At 67.0% G+C, this 18,566-nt stretch carries 20 protein-coding genes; 16 read left to right on the top strand and 4 right to left on the bottom strand.

Features of this window, described 5'->3' with window-relative positions; all coding sequences use genetic code 11:
• Nucleotides 1–544 precede the first annotated feature (544 nt).
• The 3 genes from lepA to hemW are packed head-to-tail and all read left to right on the top strand — an operon-like array spanning nt 545 to nt 4,275.
• Complete coding sequence (gene lepA / locus E3O18_RS11875; RefSeq protein ID WP_104100001.1) at nt 545–2,392, top strand: translation elongation factor 4; 1,848 nt, start codon at nt 545–547, stop codon at nt 2,390–2,392.
• Nucleotides 2,393–2,396: 4 nt separating this feature from the next.
• The gene (locus E3O18_RS11870) at nt 2,397–3,044 is read left to right on the top strand and encodes a DUF1990 domain-containing protein (protein ID WP_134418162.1); all 648 of its coding nucleotides are present in this window, start codon (nt 2,397–2,399) and stop codon (nt 3,042–3,044) included.
• A 4-nt stretch (nt 3,045–3,048) separates the two neighbouring features.
• Nucleotides 3,049–4,275 carry a radical SAM family heme chaperone HemW gene (gene hemW / locus E3O18_RS11865; RefSeq protein ID WP_134394136.1) on the top strand — a complete coding sequence of 409 codons (1,227 nt, stop codon included), beginning with the start codon at nt 3,049–3,051 and terminating at the stop codon, nt 4,273–4,275.
• Between the two features lie 2 nt (nt 4,276–4,277).
• Here hemW and E3O18_RS11860 read toward each other — a convergent pair whose 3' ends face one another.
• Complete coding sequence (locus E3O18_RS11860) at nt 4,278–4,655, bottom strand: DUF4870 domain-containing protein (RefSeq protein ID WP_241976493.1); 378 nt, start codon at nt 4,653–4,655, stop codon at nt 4,278–4,280.
• Between the two features lie 36 nt (nt 4,656–4,691).
• On the bottom strand, nt 4,692–5,138 hold the full coding sequence (locus tag E3O18_RS11855; RefSeq protein WP_134394135.1) for a DUF4870 domain-containing protein: 447 nt from the start codon (nt 5,136–5,138) through the stop codon (nt 4,692–4,694).
• Nucleotides 5,139–5,305: 167 nt separating this feature from the next.
• Here E3O18_RS11855 and hrcA point away from each other — a divergent pair, with 167 nt between their 5' ends.
• The 9 genes from hrcA to leuA all read left to right on the top strand — a co-directional run bounded on the left by hrcA (nt 5,306) and on the right by leuA (nt 14,409).
• Nucleotides 5,306–6,343, top strand: coding sequence for a heat-inducible transcriptional repressor HrcA (gene hrcA / locus E3O18_RS11850; RefSeq protein ID WP_134394134.1), 1,038 nt, complete (start codon nt 5,306–5,308; stop codon nt 6,341–6,343).
• A gap of 66 nt (nt 6,344–6,409) precedes the next feature.
• Nucleotides 6,410–7,534, top strand: a complete 1,125-nt coding sequence (gene dnaJ / locus E3O18_RS11845) for a molecular chaperone DnaJ (RefSeq protein WP_134418160.1) — start codon at nt 6,410–6,412, stop codon at nt 7,532–7,534.
• Between the two features lie 6 nt (nt 7,535–7,540).
• The gene (locus tag E3O18_RS11840; protein ID WP_134394132.1) at nt 7,541–8,281 is read left to right on the top strand and encodes a 16S rRNA (uracil(1498)-N(3))-methyltransferase; all 741 of its coding nucleotides are present in this window, start codon (nt 7,541–7,543) and stop codon (nt 8,279–8,281) included.
• 22 nt (nt 8,282–8,303) lie between these two features.
• The gene (locus E3O18_RS11835) at nt 8,304–8,681 is read left to right on the top strand and encodes an HIT domain-containing protein (RefSeq protein WP_134394131.1); all 378 of its coding nucleotides are present in this window, start codon (nt 8,304–8,306) and stop codon (nt 8,679–8,681) included.
• A 49-nt stretch (nt 8,682–8,730) separates the two neighbouring features.
• Nucleotides 8,731–9,747, top strand: a complete 1,017-nt coding sequence (locus E3O18_RS11830; protein WP_134394154.1) for a PhoH family protein — start codon at nt 8,731–8,733, stop codon at nt 9,745–9,747.
• On the top strand, nt 9,744–10,211 hold the full coding sequence (gene ybeY / locus E3O18_RS11825) for an rRNA maturation RNase YbeY (protein WP_134394130.1): 468 nt from the start codon (nt 9,744–9,746) through the stop codon (nt 10,209–10,211). Before E3O18_RS11830 ends, ybeY begins: the two co-directional genes overlap by 4 nt.
• On the top strand, nt 10,208–11,524 hold the full coding sequence (locus E3O18_RS11820; RefSeq protein WP_134394129.1) for a hemolysin family protein: 1,317 nt from the start codon (nt 10,208–10,210) through the stop codon (nt 11,522–11,524). The genes ybeY and E3O18_RS11820 overlap by 4 nt, the downstream gene beginning before the upstream one ends.
• On the top strand, nt 11,517–12,419 hold the full coding sequence (era, locus tag E3O18_RS11815) for a GTPase Era (RefSeq protein ID WP_104099992.1): 903 nt from the start codon (nt 11,517–11,519) through the stop codon (nt 12,417–12,419). The genes E3O18_RS11820 and era overlap by 8 nt, the downstream gene beginning before the upstream one ends.
• Before the next feature lie 217 nt (nt 12,420–12,636).
• Nucleotides 12,637–14,409, top strand: a complete 1,773-nt coding sequence (leuA, locus tag E3O18_RS11810; protein WP_134394128.1) for a 2-isopropylmalate synthase — start codon at nt 12,637–12,639, stop codon at nt 14,407–14,409.
• Nucleotides 14,410–14,546: 137 nt separating this feature from the next.
• Here the strand turns inward: leuA and E3O18_RS11805 are convergent, their stop codons facing one another.
• Together E3O18_RS11805 and E3O18_RS11800 are read right to left on the bottom strand one after the other, a co-directional pair.
• The gene (locus tag E3O18_RS11805) at nt 14,547–15,287 is read right to left on the bottom strand and encodes a hypothetical protein (RefSeq protein ID WP_174722036.1); all 741 of its coding nucleotides are present in this window, start codon (nt 15,285–15,287) and stop codon (nt 14,547–14,549) included.
• Nucleotides 15,288–15,397: 110 nt separating this feature from the next.
• On the bottom strand, nt 15,398–16,096 hold the full coding sequence (locus E3O18_RS11800) for a TRIC cation channel family protein (protein ID WP_241973425.1): 699 nt from the start codon (nt 16,094–16,096) through the stop codon (nt 15,398–15,400).
• Nucleotides 16,097–16,174: 78 nt separating this feature from the next.
• On the opposite strand from E3O18_RS11800, the gene recO reads away from it, so the two are divergent.
• The 4 genes from recO to E3O18_RS16805 are packed head-to-tail and all read left to right on the top strand — an operon-like array spanning nt 16,175 to nt 18,546.
• Entirely contained in the window at nt 16,175–16,897 is a 723-nt protein-coding gene (gene recO / locus E3O18_RS11795) for a DNA repair protein RecO (protein WP_134394127.1), read from the top strand.
• Nucleotides 16,894–17,724, top strand: coding sequence for an isoprenyl transferase (locus E3O18_RS11790; protein ID WP_134394126.1), 831 nt, complete (start codon nt 16,894–16,896; stop codon nt 17,722–17,724). The genes recO and E3O18_RS11790 overlap by 4 nt, the downstream gene beginning before the upstream one ends.
• Before the next feature lie 40 nt (nt 17,725–17,764).
• The gene (locus E3O18_RS11785) at nt 17,765–18,424 is read left to right on the top strand and encodes a DsbA family oxidoreductase (RefSeq protein ID WP_134394125.1); all 660 of its coding nucleotides are present in this window, start codon (nt 17,765–17,767) and stop codon (nt 18,422–18,424) included.
• A complete protein-coding gene (locus tag E3O18_RS16805; protein WP_255570036.1) occupies nt 18,421–18,546 on the top strand; it encodes a hypothetical protein in 126 nt (41 codons plus the stop codon). Before E3O18_RS11785 ends, E3O18_RS16805 begins: the two co-directional genes overlap by 4 nt.
• The last annotated feature ends 20 nt before the right edge of the window (nt 18,547–18,566 follow it).

Raw genomic sequence — 18,566 nt, 5'->3', positions numbered from 1 at the left:
ACTGGAGGGTGACGGCGCTGCCGATGCCGATGATAGACACCAGGGGCTGGCCGCACCAGGACAACAGTGACAGCACCCGGTTCGCGGTGACTTTTTTTGGCTCTTCCGTGGCTGAGCGCTCGGCCGGGCGCTGCGTCTGTGGCCAACTCAGGACATCCAACGCACGGGTGGCCGGGCCACCGCGGACCAGTGCGGAACCGGTGCGGATGTCGGGCCCTGCCCGGTCGGATCTCCTGAGTTGGCCACACTACCCGCCGAAGAGCCACGGCACACCGCCGCCTCTGCAGCAGCGCCTCCGCGGTTCGGGCATTCACTGCGCGCCCCGACCCTGCCCCGAGCCCGAACGAATTCGACGGAGATTCTGGCCGACACGCTCCCAAACTGGTCGAAAAAGCTCGCTTTCGGGAGAATCTGCGTCGAGGTGGTTCACGGCAGTGGTTCGCTGCGAGCCGCCGGGCGCGGCCCGTGCCCGAGCGCAAGCCTGGAACGATGCGGGGCAGCGGCGAAACCGGGACCCAGCCACCTATGGGAGAATTGCCAGACCATGTCACCGAGACCCCTCACGGCGCTTGAACCGGCCGCCACCCCGCCCGAGTTCATCCGCAACTTCTGCATCATCGCTCACATCGACCACGGCAAGTCCACGCTGGCCGACCGGATGCTGCAGATCACCGGCGTCGTCGACGACCGTTCGATGCGCGCCCAATACCTTGACCGGATGGACATCGAGCGCGAGCGCGGCATCACCATCAAAAGCCAGGCCGTGCGGATGCCGTGGGAACTCGACGGGCAGACCTACGCCCTGAACATGATCGACACCCCCGGCCACGTGGACTTCACCTACGAGGTGTCTCGCAGCCTGGCCGCGTGCGAGGGAGCAATCCTCCTCGTCGACGCCGCCCAAGGGATTGAGGCGCAGACCCTCGCCAACCTTTACCTTGCGCTGGAGAACGACCTCACCATCATCCCGGTGCTGAACAAGATCGACCTGCCGGCCGCCGACCCCGACAAGTACGCGAAGGAGCTCGCCAGCCTGATCGGTGGCAGTCCCGACGACGTGCTCCGGGTCTCCGGCAAGACCGGCGTCGGCGTCGCCGAACTCCTCGACCGCGCCACCCGCCTCATCCCTGCCCCGGTCGGCGACCCGGCCGCCCCGGCCCGCGCGATGATCTTCGACTCGGTCTACGACAGCTACCGCGGCGTCGTCACCTATGTGCGCATGATCGACGGCAAGCTGGGCCCGCGCGAGAAGATCCAGATGATGTCGACCCGTGCCACGCACGAGATCCTCGAGATCGGCGTCACCTCGCCCGAGCCCACCACCAGCAAGGGCCTCGGCGTCGGCGAGGTCGGCTACCTGATCACGGGCGTGAAGGATGTGCGCCAGTCGAAGGTCGGCGATACGGTGACCACCGCGCTCCGCCCCGCCACCGTCGCCCTGCCGGGCTACACCGAGCCGAAGCCCATGGTCTTCTCGGGCCTCTACCCGATCGACGGCAGCGACTACCCGGCCCTCCGCGAGGCCCTCGACAAGCTCAAGCTCTCCGACGCGTCCCTCGTGTACGAGCCCGAGACATCCGTCGCCCTCGGTTTCGGTTTCCGCTGTGGTTTCCTCGGGTTGCTGCACCTGGAAATCATCACCGAGCGGCTCGACCGGGAGTTCGGCCTCGACCTGATCACCACGGCGCCCAGCGTGATCTACGAGGTCACCACCGACGACAAGAAGTCCGTCACGGTCACCAACCCGAGCGAGTTCCCGAACGGGAAGATCGCCAAGGTCGAGGAGCCGATCGTGAAGGCGGCCATCCTCGCACCCAAGGACTACGTCGGCGTGATCATGGAACTCTGCCAGAGCCGCCGCGGCACCCTGCTCGGCATGGACTACCTCGGCGAAGACCGGGTCGAGATCCGCTACACGATGCCGCTCGGTGAGATCGTGTTCGACTTCTTCGACAATCTCAAGAGCCGCACGGCCGGCTACGGCTCGCTCGACTATGAACCCATCGGCTCTCAGGAGGCCGACCTGGTCAAGGTCGACATCCTGCTGCAGGGCGAACAGGTCGACGCGTTCAGCGCGATTGTGCACCGCGACAAGGCCTACGACTACGGCGTGCTGATGACGGGAAGACTGCGCAAGCTCATCCCGCGCCAGCAGTTCGACGTGCCCATCCAGGCCGCGATCGGCGCCCGCATCATCGCCCGCGAGTCCATCAGTGCCATCCGCAAGGATGTTCTCGCCAAGTGCTACGGCGGCGACATCTCCCGCAAGCGCAAGCTGCTGGAGAAGCAGAAGGAGGGAAAGAAGCGCATGAAGATGGTCGGCCGGGTCGAGGTTCCCCAGGAGGCGTTCATCGCCGCCCTGTCCGGTGACGAGCCCCCGAAGAAGAAGTAGACGGATGCGCCGCGCCACCTTCACCGATACCGCCGTCACCTACGCGTCCATCGGCGGCACCCTCGCCCCGGACCTGCTCCGGTTCCCACCCAAGGGCTACCGGCCCCTCGAACGCACCGTGCGCCTCGGCAGCGGTGAGGAGCGCTTCCAGCTGGCCTCGAAGTCGCTGATGACCTGGGGCGTGCAGCGGGGGAGCGGGATGACCGTCACCGACCTGCTGGACGGCACCGGCCAGCAGTACACGGGACTCGTCTTCGACGCCGACGGCCAGGCCGCCCGCGACCAGAAGTCAGAGCCGGACGAGGCCGTCTTCGCCGCGGACGGCACGCCCTACATCGTCAACGGCATGTCCGCGCACCTAACGACCAAGTTAGGCCCCTTAACCATCGACGCCCCCGTGCGCGTGGTCTACGTGATCGACGAACCCGACCGCCTCGGCTTCGCCTACGGCACTATGGCCGGGCACCCGGCCAGCGGCGAGGAATCGTTCATCATCGACAGACGCGAGGACGACTCGGTCTGGCTCACCATCCGCGCCTTCTCCCGCCCCAGCACCTGGTTCTACCGGCTGGGCTGGCCGTTCGTGCGGCGGCAACAGGCAAAAATCACCGCACGGTACCTACGCGCGCTGCATCCGATCGGCGCGGTCTAACCGCATGGGCAGTGCCCTTCCCGTCGGCGACCCCGCGCCCCGCGACGGCCTGCTGCCGGCCTCGGCCGCCGTGGGAGCAGCCCAGCGCGATTTCGGCGTCTACCTGCACGTGCCGTTCTGCCGGGTCCGCTGCGGCTACTGCGACTTCAACACCTATACCGCCACCGAGTTGCGCGGCGCAAGCCAGCATGACTATGCCGGTCAGGCGATCACCGAGGTCCAGTCGGCCGGCCGGATCCTGACTCAGTCGGGCGTGCCGGCCCGCCAGGCGGCGACCGTCTTCTTCGGCGGCGGCACCCCCACCCTGCTCCCGGCCGACGACCTGGTGCGGATGCTGGAGGCCGTGCGCTCCACCTGGGGGATCGCACCCGGCGCCGAGGTGACCACCGAGGCGAACCCCGACTCCGTCGACGCCGCCTATCTCGGCCGCCTCGCCGGGTCCGGCTTCACCCGGGTGTCCTTCGGCATGCAGTCCGCGGTGCCGAGCGTCCTGGCCACCCTCGAGCGCACCCACGACCCCGAGCGGGTGCCGCTCGTGGTCCAGTGGGCGCGCGAGGCCGGCCTCGACGTGTCCCTCGACCTGATCTACGGCACACCGGGGGAGACCCTCAGCGATTGGCGCACCAGCCTCGAGCACGCCATCCGGCAGGCTCCCACCCACGTCAGCGCCTACTCGCTTATCGTTGAGGAGGGCACCAAGCTGGCCCGCCAGATCAAGCGCGGCGAACTGGCCCCTGTCGACGACGACGTTCAGGCCGAGTTCTACGAGCTGGCCGACGACCTACTGTCCTCGGCCGGCTACGGCTGGTACGAGGTCAGCAACTGGGCGACGGATGACGCGCACCGCTCGCGCCACAACCTCGCCTACTGGCGCAGCCAGGACTGGTGGGGTGTGGGGCCCGGAGCCCACAGCCACATCGGTGGGGTGCGCTGGTGGAACGTCAAGCATCCGTCGGCCTACGGGGATCGGATTCGCGCCGGCGACTCACCGGCCGCCGGGCGGGAGACCCTCGATGCGGCCACTCAGGAGGTGGAGCGGGTGCTCCTGCTGACCCGAATCCGCGAGGGCGTCGTCATCGACTCGCTCAGCCCGCTCGGGCGCCACGAGGTGGCCGGACTCATCTCCGACGAACTCATCGACGCGAAAGCCGCCCTCTGCGGTTCGATCGAACTGACCCTCAGAGGACGCCTACTGGCGGATGCCGTCGTACGCCGCCTGCTCGCCGACTGAACTCAGTTCACGAACTTGATCGACAGCGGATACGTGTAGTACTCCCCCCGGTTCGCGGCTAAAGCGGCCATGATGCCGAACACGACCATCAGAACGAAGGCAGCCAGGAGTACGAGGTAGCCGACGAGGATGATCGTCAGGGCGCCGCCGACCGCGTAGGCGATCAGGAGCGTGAGCTGGAAGTTCAGTGCGGTCGCAGTGTGCGCCCGGATGAACGGGCCGCGGTCCTTGAGCACGATGTAGCCGATCAGAGCCGGCACGAAATAGAACAGAATGCCGCCGACGTGCACGAGGGTGGCCCACAGTTTTTCGTCGGCCGGGTTCATCGGGGTGGGAGCCTGGTACGGGTTGGCGGGCGGCGGTGGGGTGGAATTGGTCATTGGTGCTCCTTCTAAAGAAAAACCGAGTGCGCCGGGCTACTTGATCAGGCGCACAGCGAACGGGTACCGGTAGTGGTGGCCGTCCTTCGCCTGGAGGTAGCCGAGCACCGAGAAGACAACACCGAGGATGTACAGCACCCAGGCGAGACCGCCGATGACGCCGCCGATGCCGAACGTGAGGAAGCCGATGACCGTCGCAAAAAAGTTGATCGCGAAATAGCCGATCAGAAGCGTGATCTGAAAGTTGATCGCTTCCTTCGCCTCGACGCTGGTCAGAGGTCCGCGGTCCTTGAACAGCAGCCACAGCACCAGGGACGGCACGAACATGAGGATCCCGCCCAGATGAGCGAGGGACGCCCACTGGCGGTCATCCGCCTGCGTCAGGGGTGCCGACGGTCCGGGGGCGGCAGGCTGGTAGGGCGGTTGCGGTGGCCGTTGGCCCTGGTACGGATCATCGGGTCCGGGACCAGTGAAATTACTCATGATCATGCCTTTCAGTGCACCGGGGAAGAGGTGCTACATGCCTAAGTTACTGCGCCCTAACATTGGGGAGCAATGGGTAAGCCCAGCCGGTCGCGGTATGATTGGCAGTCACATACCGCGAGTGCCAATCGGTGCTGCACTCGCGACGCTGGGAGGAGGCGAGCGCCATGGTGTCCGATCGCAGTCTCGAAGTCCTGCGTGTGATCGTTCAGGACTACGTCGCCTCCCGCGAACCCGTCGGTTCTAAATCTATCGTCGACCGGCATTCCTTCGGGGTGTCGGCGGCCACGATCCGCAACGACATGGCCCTGCTCGAAGAGGAAGAGTTGATCGCGGCTCCGCACACCTCGTCGGGCCGCATCCCCACCGACAAGGGCTACCGCCTGTTCGTCGACCACCTCGCCGATCTGCGCCCGCTCTCGGCGGCGCAGCGCCAAGCCATCGAGACGTTCCTCGGTCAGTCGGCCGACCTCGACGAGGTGCTGGCCCGCAGCGTGCGGCTGCTCTCGCAGCTCACCCATCAGGTCGCCCTGGTGCAGTATCCGTCGCTGTCCCGCGCGAAGGTGCGCCACATCGAACTGGTGCCCCTGTCCGAGACTCGCCTCCTGTCGGTTCTGATCACGGATGCCGGACGGGTCGAGCAACGCGTCGTCGACCTGCCCCGGCCACTGGCTGAACCCGTTCTGATCGACCTGCGCACCCGGTTGAATTCTGCCCTGGTCGGGCTCGGCATGAGCGAGGCCGCCAGCACCCTCACCGGCAGCTCCCTCACCGCCGGCTCCGGCCTCGGCCCGCTCGAGCAACAGGAGGCGGTGGATCTGATCACCGGCACCCTGCGCGACCAGGTCGGCGCGAACAGGCAGGACCGGCTCGTGATGGCCGGCGCCGCCAACCTCGTGCGCACTGAGGAAGACTTCACCGGCAGCATTTTCCCGGTGCTCGAGGCCATTGAGGAACAGGTCGTGCTTCTGCGGCTGTTCGGCGAGATGGCCTCCGACCAGCACGGCGTGTCCGTCAGTATCGGCCGGGAGAATGCCCCGTTCGGTCTGGCCGAGACGTCCGTTCTCACCAGCGGCTACTCCTCGCAGGGCGGCAACCTGGCGCGCCTCGGCGTGCTCGGCCCCACTCGGATGGACTACTCGAACAACATGGCGGCCGTCCGCGCGGTCGCCCGCTACCTTTCACGCCTTCTCGGCGAGAATTGACCAGTTCCCCTCGGCCCAGAAACCGGCGGGACACCACATTTCAGAACAGACCTAGGAGAGCCAGCTTTGGCTGACCATTACGAAGTACTCGGCGTCGCCCGCGACGCCTCGACCGACGAGATCAAGAAGGCCTACCGCAGGCTGGCCCGGCAGCTGCACCCCGACGTGAACCCGGGCGCGGATGCATCCGAGCGTTTCAAATCCGTCACGCACGCCTACGACGTGCTCAGCGACGTCAAGCAACGCGACAACTACGACCGTGGCGGCAACGGCCGCTCGGGCGGCGGAGCTGCCGGTTTCGACGGCAACTTCGGCAACTTCGGCAACTTCGGCGACATCTTCGAGACCTTCTTCGGCGGCGGGGGGTCCAGCCGCGGGCCTCGGTCGCGCCGAGAGCGCGGCCAGGACGCCCTGATCCGGGTCGACCTCGACCTCGATGAGATCATCTTCGGCACGCACCGGGAGCTCGAGGTCGACACGGCCATCACGTGCGCGACCTGCAACGGCACGTGCTGCCAGCCGGGCACCGCGCCCGTCACCTGCGACATCTGCCACGGCACCGGCACCATCCAGCGCGCCGTGCGGTCGCTGCTCGGCAATGTCATGACGAGCAGCCCCTGCGGTTCCTGCCGCGGCTACGGTACGATCATTGCCACTCCCTGCGTCACCTGCCAGGGCCAGGGCCGTGTGCGAGCGCGTCGCACGGTCCCCGTCGACATCCCGGCGGGGGTCGACACGGGCCTGCGCCTGCAGATGCCCGGCAGCGGCGAGGCCGGTCCGGCCGGCGGTCCCAACGGGGACCTCTACCTCGAGATGAAGGTGCGCCACCACGACGTGTTCAGCCGTGACGGCGACGACCTGCTCTGCACCCTCGAGGTGCCGATGACGGATGCCATCCTCGGCAGGTCCGCGACCGTCAAGGCGCTCGACGGCGACATCGAGGTCGAGCTTAGGCCGGGCACGCAGAGCGCCGAGATCATCACGGTCAAGGACCGCGGCGTCAGCCGCCTGCGCGGGAACGGACGGGGCGACCTGAAGGTCGTCGTGCACGTGGTCACGCCGACCCGTCTCGACCACAAGGAGCGGGAGCTGATTGAGGCCTTTGCGGCCCGCCACAAGGCGCCGGCTCCTGCCCTCAGCGCCTTCCAGCAGGGACTTTTCGCCAAGCTGCGCGATCGGTTTCGCGGCTAGGCGTCGATGGCACACTTCTTCATCGATGAGGCGCTCCACGTCGCCGAGTGCGTGCCGGGGGCGGTCGTCGGCATCGGCGGCGCGGAGGCCCGGCACGCGGTCACCGTCAGCCGGATGCGCCCGGGCGAGCACCTGCAGATCGGGAACGGGGCCGGGCTCATGCTGGCCGCCACCGTTGTTGACGCAGATGCGAGGCTGCTGACCCTGCGCGTCGAGACGGTGACCGTGAGCGCGCTGCTGACGCCGCGCATCCGTCTGGTCCAGGCTCTCGCCAAGGGAGACCGGGACGAACTGGCCGTGCAGGCGGCCACGGAGCTCGGCATCGATGGGGTGATCCCGTGGGCCGCATCCCGCTCCGTGACGCGCTGGGAGGGTGCGAAAATCAAGAAGGGCCAGGATCGCTGGTCCAGCATTGTGCGCGAGGCCTCGAAACAGTCGATTCGCGCGTGGCTGCCCACGGTCGGGGCACTGGCGAGCACCAAAATGCTGGCCGAGCTGGCTGGCACCACCCGGATGCTGCTGCTGGAGCCCACGGCGAGCGAACGGCTGACCTCGCAGGCGGCGCCGACCGACGACCGGGATATCCTGCTCGTCGTCGGACCCGAGGGCGGCATCTCCCCGGCCGAGCTGACCCTGCTCGAGCAGGCAGGCGCCACCCGGGTGCGCCTGGGCGACAATGTGCTGCGCACCTCCACCGCCGGCCCGGCCGCTCTCTCCATCCTGAACGTGACGCTCGGCCGCTGGTAGCGCGTGAGCTTAAGATAGAGATATGTCTTCCACCGGCCAAGAACCGTCCATCTTCACTCGCATCGCCGCGCGCGAGATCCCGGCGACCATCGTCGCCGAAACCGAACGGATCATCGCCTTCACCGACATCGCCCCGCAGGCGCCCGTGCATGTCGTCATCACGCCGAAAACCTCCGAGTACAGCAACGTGGTCGAGCTCGCGGCCGGAGACCCCGGGCTGCTGACCGAACTCATCGAGGTGGCGGACGCTGTGGCGGCCCGGCTGTCCAACGGCCAGTTCCGGCTCGTGTTCAACACCGGTGCCAGCGTCGGGCAGACCGTTTTCCACGTCCACGCACACCTGCTCGCCCCGCAGGCCGCCGGCGGAACCCTCGGGGAGGGAACGCTTGGTTTCCGGTGAGCCCGGGCCCGGCCAGGCCGAGGTGCACATCACGGTCGACGGCATCGCCATGGTGCGCCTGCTCGGCGCCGACGACCGTCTGCTCGCCGCCGTCGAGAAGGAACACCCCCGCGTCAGCGTGCACGTGCGCGGCAACGAGGTGACCCTGATCGGTGAGACCGCGCATGTCGAGGCGGCGCGTCGCCTGATCGAGGAGCTCCTGCTCATGGTGCGCGGCGGGCGTGACCTCGTCGAATCCGAGGTGAGCACCTCCTCACGGATGCTCGACGAGGACAGCTCCACGAGCCCTTCCGAACGTCTGGGCCCGGCCATCCTCAGCTCCCGCGGCAAGAGCATCCGCCCCAAGACCATCGGACAGAAGGAATACGTGGACGCCATCGACACCGACACCATCGTGTTCGGGATCGGGCCGGCCGGAACCGGCAAGACCTACCTCGCAATGGCCAAGGCCGTGCAGGCGCTGCAGCGCAAGGAGGTCGAACGGATCATCCTCACCCGCCCGGCCGTCGAGGCCGGGGAACGACTCGGCTTCCTGCCGGGCAGCCTCACCGAGAAGATCGACCCGTATCTGCGCCCCCTGTACGACGCCCTGAACGAGATGATGGACCCGGAACTCGTGCCCAAACTGCTCGCAGCCGGAACCATCGAGGTGGCCCCGCTCGCCTATATGCGCGGCCGCACGCTCAACTCCTCCTTTGTCGTGCTCGATGAGGCGCAGAACACCACCCCCGAACAGATGAAGATGTTCCTCACCCGGTTGGGGTTCGGCTCGAAAATGGTCGTGACCGGGGACATCACCCAGATTGATCTGCCGGCGGGCTCGAGCGGGCTGCGCTTGGTGAGCCGGGTGCTCCACGGGGTCGACGACATCCGTTTCGTACGTCTGACCAGTGCCGACGTCGTGCGGCACTCGCTGGTCGGCCGGATCGTCGACGCCTGGACCGCGTACGACGCGCAGAAGCAGGCCGAGCGCTACGAAAGCGATCAGGCGCGGGAATTCGCAGGTCGCGGACCCGGCCGCCCCAGCACTCCCCGCGACCGCCTTCCGAAACGGAGATCCTCTTGAGCATCGAAATCAACAACGAATCGACTATCCCGGTCGATGAGGCCGCCATCCTGCGTCTGGCCGCCTACGCTCTGGACTCCATGCACGTGCACTCTGACGCCGAACTGGCGATCGTCCTCGTCGACGAGGGTGCGATGGAGCAGCTGCACGTGCAATGGATGGATGAGCCGGGCCCCACCGACGTGCTCAGCTTCCCGATGGACGAGTTGCGCCCAGGCACCGAAGACGCCGAGACCCCGCCGGGGCTGCTCGGCGACATCGTGCTCTGCCCGCAGGTGGCCCAGGGCCAGGCCGAGACAGCCGGGCACAGCACCCTCGAGGAACTCCTGCTGCTCACCACGCACGGCGTGCTGCACCTGCTCGGATTCGACCACGTGGAACCCGCCGAGGAGAAGGAAATGTTCGGCATCCAGCGAGACATCCTGATCGGCTTCGCCCTGCAGGAACGCCTCCGCGACCGATGATCGGGTGGTTTCTCACGGCGGCCATCCTGTTGGTCGCCTTCGGCGGCCTGATGGCCGCGGTGGACTCCGCCGTCACGAGCCAATCCCGGGCCGACATTCTCGACCTGGCCGAGAAGTCCCGTGCCAAGCGCCCTTTGACGGCGATCGCCGCCGACACCGGGGCGCACCTGAACACGATCAGTTTTGTACGGATCATCGCCGAGACCACGGCGGCCGTGCTGGTGACCCTCGTCTTCGCGACCACGATCGAGGAGCTGTGGCTGGCACTGCTGCTGTCGTCCCTGCTGATGACCGCGGTCTCCTTCGTGCTCGTCGGCGCCAGCCCGCGCAGCGTGGGCCGGGCCCACCCCGTGGAGTTGCTCTCCGCGATCGCCCCGCTGGTGCACTTCCTCCGAGTGCTCCTCGGCCCCATCGCCAACGCGCTTGTCGCCCTCGGCAACCGGGTCACCCCCGGGCGCACCCGGCTGGCCACGTTCACGTCGGAGGACCAGCTGCTCAGCATGGTCGACGAGGCCACCGAGCTCGACGTCCTCGAGGAGGACGACCGGGAACTGATCCACTCGATCTTCGAGTTCAACGAGACCGTCGTGCGCGAGGTGATGATTCCGCGCACCGACATGGTCACCATCGAAGCGGACTCATCGATCGGCGCGGCGATGGGCCTGTTCCTGAGTAAGGGATTCTCCCGGGTTCCGGTCATCGACGGCGAAGTGGATGACGTCACGGGCATCCTGTACCTGCGCGATGTGGCTCGGCTCGTTTACGAGCGGCCGCCGAATGTGGAGAGCCTCACGGTGCGGGAGCTCGAGCGACCTGCCGTCTTCGTGCCCGAGTCGAAGAAAGCCGACGCGCTGCTCCGCCAGATGCAGCTCGAGTCAAATCACCTCGCGATGGTGGTCGACGAGTATGGTGGAATCGCCGGATTGGTCACCCTGGAAGACCTGATCGAGGAACTCGTGGGAGACATCTCCGACGAGTACGACCGCGACGTCGTGGAGGTCGAGGTCCTCGGCGACGGTCGCTTTCGGGTGAGCGCGCGGCTTCCGGTCGACGAGCTGGGCGAACTGTTCGACCTGGAACTGGACGACGACGAGGTCGATTCGGTGGGTGGCCTGCTGGCCAAGGCCCTCGGGCGCTTGCCGGTGGCGGGTTCGGTCGCCAGGGCGAGCGGGTTGGTCCTCACCGCCGAACGCACCGAGGGCCGCCGCAAACGAATCAGCACCGTGCTGGTTGAACGAGATCAAGCGCTGATAGACGCGCAGAACGCATTCCTCGGAGTGTCGGACGATGAGAGAGTGAACGGTCATGACTGAAGTAGAAGGATTCCGAGCGGGGTTCGTGTCGTTCGTGGGACGCCCCAACGTGGGCAAGTCCACGCTGACGAACGCGCTGGTCGGGGAGAAGGTCGCGATCACGTCGTCGAAGCCGCAGACCACCCGGCGCGCCATCCGCGGCATCGTGCACCAGAAGAACGGCCAGCTGATTCTGGTCGACACCCCGGGTATCCACAAGCCGCGCACCCTGCTGGGCGAACGACTGAACAGCCTCGTGCAGTCGACGCTGTCCGGCGTGGACGTGGTGGGCCTCTGCATTCCGGCCAACGAGCCGATCGGCCCGGGCGACCGGTTCATCAACGAGCAGCTGGACAACTTTCCGCGGGCCCGCAAGGTGGCCATCGTGACCAAGATCGACATGTCCTCCAAGACCAGTGTCGCCAACCAGCTCCTCGCCGTGTCACAGCTGCGTGACTGGGAGGCGATCGTGCCGATCTCGGCGACCAGCCGCATCCAGCTCGATATCCTCAGCGCGGAGCTGCTGCGCCTGCTGCCCTTGTCGGATGCCCCGCTCTACCCGGCCGACGCGGTCACCGACGAGAGCCTCGAGTCGCGCATCTCGGAGTACATCCGGGAGGCGGCGCTCGAGGGCGTCACCGACGAACTGCCGCACTCGATCGCCGTGACCATTGACGACATCATCGAGCGCGACGACCAGGAACTGGTCGAGATCTACGCGAACCTGTTCGTCGAGCGCGACAGCCAGAAGGGCATCATCATCGGCAAATCCGGCAGCCGGTTGAAGGATGTTGGTGTGCGCGCCCGCAAACAGATCGAACCGCTGGTGGGAAAGCGGGTCTTCCTCTCGCTCCGGGTCAAGGTCGCCAAGGAGTGGCAGCGCGACCCGAAACAGCTGGGCCGCCTCGGTTTCTAGCCGTCGTTCCGCCTGCAGCCCGAACCGCCAGCATCCTCGGCAGCGGATCGGGTGGCGTGACCCGATCCGCTGCCAAGGGTGCAGCCGAGGGTGGTAGCCTGCATTTATGTTTTTCGGTGAGCTGCTTCTTCGCTGCCGCGACGAGTCCTAATCTGAGGCCTCCCTCGTCGCGGAGTTCGTCGTTGGCTACCCACCACTCGCGAGGAGATCCCAGATCATGAAAAACAATCAGACCGCATCCCAGATGCCGATCCACAAGTATCGCCCGTATCAGGAGCAGTTCACGATCGAGTTGCCCGACCGCACCTGGCCGGACAAGCACATCACCGCGGCCCCGCGCTGGTGCGCCGTCGACCTGCGGGATGGCAACCAGGCGCTGATCGATCCGATGAGCCCGGAGCGCAAGCGCATCATGTTCGACATGCTCGTGCGGATGGGCTACAAGGAGATCGAGGTCGGCTTCCCGTCGGCCAGCCAGACCGACTTCGACTTCGTGCGCAGCCTGATCGACGGAAATGCCATTCCAGACGACGTGACCATCCAGGTGCTCACCCAGGCGCGCGAGCACCTGATCCGGCGCACCTACGAGTCGATCGCGGGCGCCAGGCAGGCCATCGTCCACCTCTACAACTCCACCAGCGTGCTGCAACGCAAGGTCGTGTTCCGCGAAGACAAGCAGGGCATTGTCGACATCGCGTTGGCCGGCGCGCGTCTCTGCCGCGCCGCCGAGGCATCCGTCCCCGGCACCATGGTCTACTACGAGTACTCCCCGGAGAGTTACACCGGTACCGAGCTGGGATTCGCCGTCGACGTCTGCAACCAGGTACTGGAGGTCCTCGAGCCTACGCCGGAGCGCAAGGTCATCATCAATCTGCCCGCGACCGTCGAGATGGCCACACCCAACGTCTATGCCGACTCCATCGAGTGGATGTCCCGCCACCTCGCCCACCGCGAGAACGTGCTCATCTCCCTGCACCCGCACAACGACCGCGGCACAGCCATCGCGGCCGCGGAACTGGGTTACCTGGCCGGCGCCGACCGCATCGAAGGCTGTCTGTTCGGCAACGGGGAGCGCACCGGCAACGTCGACCTGGTGGCGTTGGGCGTCAACCTGTTCACCCAGGGCATCGACCCGCAGATCGACTTCAGCAACATCGACGAGGTCAAGCGCACCGCGGAGTACTGCAACCAGCTGCCCGTGCCCGAGCGCAGTCCCTGGGCCGGCGACCTGGTCTTCACCGCGTTCAGCGGCTCGCACCAGGACGCCATCAAGAAGGGCTTCGAGGCCATGGCAGTGGATGCCGCCACGCAGGACTGCGGCGTCGACGACCTGCTCTGGGCGGTCCCGTACCTGCCGATCGACCCGAAGGACCTCGGACGCAGCTACGAAGCCGTGATCCGGGTCAACTCCCAGTCCGGCAAGGGCGGCGTGGCCTACCTGCTCAAGACCGACCACGCCCTGGACCTGCCGCGCAAGCTGCAGATCGAATTCTCCGGCGTCGTGCAGTCCAAGACCGACCAGGAGGGCGGCGAGGTCACCAGTGAGCAGATCTGGGAAATCTTCAACGACGAGTACCTACCGGCCAGCCACACCACGCCCGACGCCAAGTGGGGTCGATTCGAGCTGCACGCCACGCGCACCTCGAGCGACCTCTCCGGTTCGGTCGAACTGTCCGTCGACCTGCGCGACGACACGACCGTGTCCAGCGCCGTCGGCGCGGGCAACGGCCCGATCGCGGCGTTCCTCGGCGTGATGGCCGAACGCGGCATCGCCATCACCCTCTACGACTTCGTCGAGCACGCCATGTCGGCTGGCGGCGACGCCCTCGCCGCGGCCTACGTCGAACTCGACGTCAACGGCACGCGGTTCTGGGGCGTCGGCATCGACGCGGACATCTCGACCGCCTCGCTCAAGTCGGTGGTGTCGGCGGTCAACCGCGGCATCCGCGCCGAGGCCGGCAAGCGGTCTCTGGCGGACGCGACCGTCTGACCTCGGGTAGCCTCGGCCGGCACGTGGACTCCGTCGGCGCGTGAGCAGAGAATCGTCAGCCCGGCCGAGTGCCTTCCCCGGGGAGGAGGGCGCTCGGCCGGAGCGTCGATTCCCGGCTGCGTGCTGTCAAACCGGCCCTAGACCCGCGCCGTGTCCTTCGTCTTCGTCCGGTGCGTCGGAGTGACGTGAGTCGGGTCGGCAGTCACCCTGGCAGCGCGTGGCTTGACCGCGGGGGTCAACACCATCGTGCAGTCGTCGATCGCGCCGGCGAGCAGGTCGTAGAGCTGACCGTCCGGGTCGGGAACGCACGCTTCCGCGACGCCCTGCACGGACACCCGGATGATGGTCTCCGCCGTGCGGTCCGTGAACTTGCTCCGAGACCAGGATCCCATCGAGGCGATGAATTCTCGGGCCCACCGTTCGGTCTCCGGTGCCGCGTCAAACGAATTGCGGATGCGCAGGGCGACGTCGTCGGGAATGGTGCCGCTGGCCTCGGTCAGGTGCCGTTCGCAGTTGAGGATCCCCACGGCAAGAGCCCGTTGGTGGTCCGCACTCGTGACCGGGAGGGCGGATGTGGCCGCCCGCAGAGCGATCAGCAGGCGCACCCGTGCGTTGTCCCCGCGCAAACCGATCACCGACGGGATCAGCGGGACCAGGCGGGCCCGGGCAGTGTCCGACGTGCAGTCGTTCACCATCCGAGCGGCGGAGGCGAGTAACGGATGAGTGCAGGCCGGGTGGTCACTCCAGGCCTCTCCGGCGAGATAGGAGGCGAACTCCATGAAACAGGCGCCGGAACGCGGGTTTCTGTGCTTGCCTCGGGACAGGACCGGCACCAAATCCGGCATCGAATCGGGCACGGTGCCCTTCATCATGTTCATGAGGTTCCTCCAAACGACGTGAAAACTTCTCACCAGTCTGACCCGGGAGGCAATGAAAGGCGAGAGCGGAATCCGTCGTTTGTGGACCAGTTTCGGGCCCGTTCGGTGCCTCAGTCCCCGCGGTTCCTGCGCCGCCGGAAGGCGACGATATTGTCGCGCCGCCACCGGGGCCAACTGCCGATCGCGCGCTGCTGCGGCAGGCTCCAGCCGTACCGCGCGGCGAGGATCCGGATGACCGTCGTCACCACGACGCAGGCGATCCCGGCGATGGTGATGGGCACCTGCAGCATGAAGAGCACCACGAGCAGGCCGCTGCCGACCCCGGCCGCGACGGCGTAGAACGAACCGACATGCATTACGGCGATCGGCACGTTCAACATCATGTCCCGCAGGGCCGACCCACCCACCGCCGTGACGACCCCGACGAACAGGGCGGGGATCTCCGGCAGGCCGACGGCGAGTGCCTTGCTCGTGCCGAGGGCGCCGAACAGCCCGATGGTCACGGCGTCGAGGGCGATGATGAACGGGCCGAGCCGGTTGAACAGGCTCTGCAGCAGCATGCCGAGCAGAGCCGCCCCCGCGCACACCGGCAGGTACCAGTTGCTCTGCAGCGCGGCCGGCACGCCGCCCAGCAGGATATCGCGGAGCAAACCGCCGCCGAGCCCCACGGTGACGCCGATCAGCGCGATGCCGAGCAGGTCGAAGCGGCGGTCGGTGAAACGGCCGGCGAACATGGCGCCCTGCACGGCGCCGATGGCCACGGCCGTGAGGTCGAGCCAGAGCGGAATGAAGAATGAGGTGGAGGGCACCCCTAATGAAACCACTGAAACGGTGGGTATCGGCGCGCTTGACGACCCCGCGCTCCCGCCAGGTGGGAGAATCCAAGGGTGCCTGTCTACCGTGATGATGTCGTCGTGCTGCGCACCCAGAAACTGGGCGAAGCCGACCGCATCGTCACCATGCTCACGCGCCAGCACGGGAAGGTGCGCGCGGTCGCCAAGGGTGTGCGCCGCACCGCGTCGAAATTCGGGGCCCGGCTCGAACCGTTCATGGTCGCCGACGTGCAGCTCTGGGAGGGGCGGAGCCTCGACGTCATCACGCAGGCGGAGTCCATCGCTTCTTACGGAGCCCTGATCACGGCCGACTACCCGAGCTACACGGCGGCCAGCGCCATGGTCGAAACCGCCGACAAACTCACCGAGGCGGAGGGTTCGCTGCAGCAATACCTGCTGCTCGTGGGTGCCCTCCGGTCGCTCTCCCGCCGTGAGCACGGCGCGGGCCTCACCCTGGACTCCTATCTGCTCCGAGCACTGTCGATGGCCGGCTGGGCACCCAGTTTCCAGGACTGCGCACGGTGCGGAGCCCGGGGATCCCACTCCGCGATGGTTGTGCAGGCTGGCGGGATCGTCTGCGACGATTGCGCAGCGCCTGGTTCGCCGAGGCTCGATCCGGCCACCATCACCCTGCTCGGCTCCCTCCTGACCGGCGACTGGGAGCACACCAAATCCACCCCGCCCCAAACCAGAGCCCAGGCCACCGGGGTCGTCGCCGCCTACACTCAGTGGCACCTCGGACGCGGCCTTCGATCGTTGGAACACGTGAGTCGATGACCCCTGCGCCCTTCCTCAATCCCTTCGGCCAGAAGCCCCTGACCCACAAGGATGCGGTGCCGTTCAAACCCTTGGACTGGACGGGCCTGTACCCGCCCGCCCTGCCGACGAAGGCCGTTCCCGAGCACGTGGCGGTCGTGATGGACGGCAACGGCCGGTGGGCGAACGCGCGCGGGCTGCCTCGGGTGGAAGGCCACAAGGCGGGGGAGGCCGCGCTTCTCGACGTCGTCGCCGGGGCCATCCAGATCGGCGTCAAACACCTGAGCGTCTACGCGTTCTCCACCGAGAACTGGAAGCGGTCACCCGACGAGGTTCGCTTCCTGATGGGATTCAACCGGGACGTTCTGCACCGCCGGCGCGATCAGCTCAACGAATGGGGGGTGCGCGTGCGGTGGGCCGGACGCAAGCCCCGGCTGTGGGCATCCGTCATCAAGGAACTGCAGTTCGCCGAACGGCTGACCACCGGAAACGACGTGCTCACCCTCACCATGTGCGTGAACTACGGCGGGCGCACCGAGATCGCGGATGCCGTGCGCGCGCTGGCTGAGGACGTGGCCGCAGGCAGGTTGAAGCCCGCCGGGATCACCGAGAAATCGATCCAGCGGTATCTGTACACCGCGGACCTCCCCGACGTTGACCTGTTCGTGCGTAGTTCGGGGGAGCAGCGCACCAGCAACTTCCTGCTCTGGCAGAGCGCCTACGCGGAGATGGTGTTTTTGGACACTCTCTGGCCGGACTTCGGCCGTGAAGACCTGTGGCGGGCAATCGAGCTCTACGCAGCCCGTAACCGCCGCTACGGCGGCGCCGTGGACGCACCGACCGTCTAGGCCGGGAATACAACGTGGGGCACCATCGGTTGACCCCACAGTGAGTGAAACCATCAAAGTAGACATCTGGTCCGACGTTCAGTGCCCCTGGTGCTACATCGGAAAGCGCAAGTTCGAGGCCGGGGCGGCCCTGTTCGACGGGAACGTCGAGGTTGAATATCACAGCTTTGAACTCGCCCCGGATACCCCGGTCGACTTCGACGGCAGCCCCGTCGACTACCTCAGCCAGCGCAAGGGCCTGCCGGTCGCCGAGGTCGAGCAGATGCTCGAGCGCGTCACCGGCATTGCCGAGAGCGTCGGGCTGCACTACGACTACGACTCCGTGCATCAGACCAACACTGTCATCTCGCACGAGCTGCTGCACTACGCGAAGGCGCACGGCCGCCAGCTTGACATGAAGGAACGACTGTTGAAGGCCTATTTCGTCGACGGCCGCCACGTCGGCCGGATCGGCGACCTCGCAGACCTCGCCACCGAAATCGGCCTGGACCGTGACGACGTTATCCGCGCCCTGACCGCCCACGACTTCCTCGCGGATGTCAAGGCCGACGTCGCTCAGGCCAACGCCTACGGCATCCAGGGGGTGCCCTTCTTCGTCATCGACGGCAAATACGGGATCTCCGGTGCCCAGGACCCCGACACCTTCGCCCAGGCCCTCCGCCAGGCGCAGACCGAAAAATCCGAGGAGAAGAACACATGAGCGACGCACCCGACACCACCACCCCGGTCGCCCTCGCCGAGGCCGAGTCCGTTCCCACGATCGAACTTCTCGGCCAGACCGCGGCCGGCGGATGCTGCGGCGGCGGTTCCTGCGGCGTCTAGCCGGGTCGTCAGGTAGGCGT

Origin of the sequence: Cryobacterium sp. TMT2-42-4 (genome assembly GCF_004402645.1) — a bacterium.
GTDB classification, from domain to species: domain Bacteria; phylum Actinomycetota; class Actinomycetes; order Actinomycetales; family Microbacteriaceae; genus Cryobacterium; species Cryobacterium sandaracinum.
Note: the sequence above shows the minus strand (reverse complement) of the source record. Positions and strands in the feature narration are given on the sequence as shown.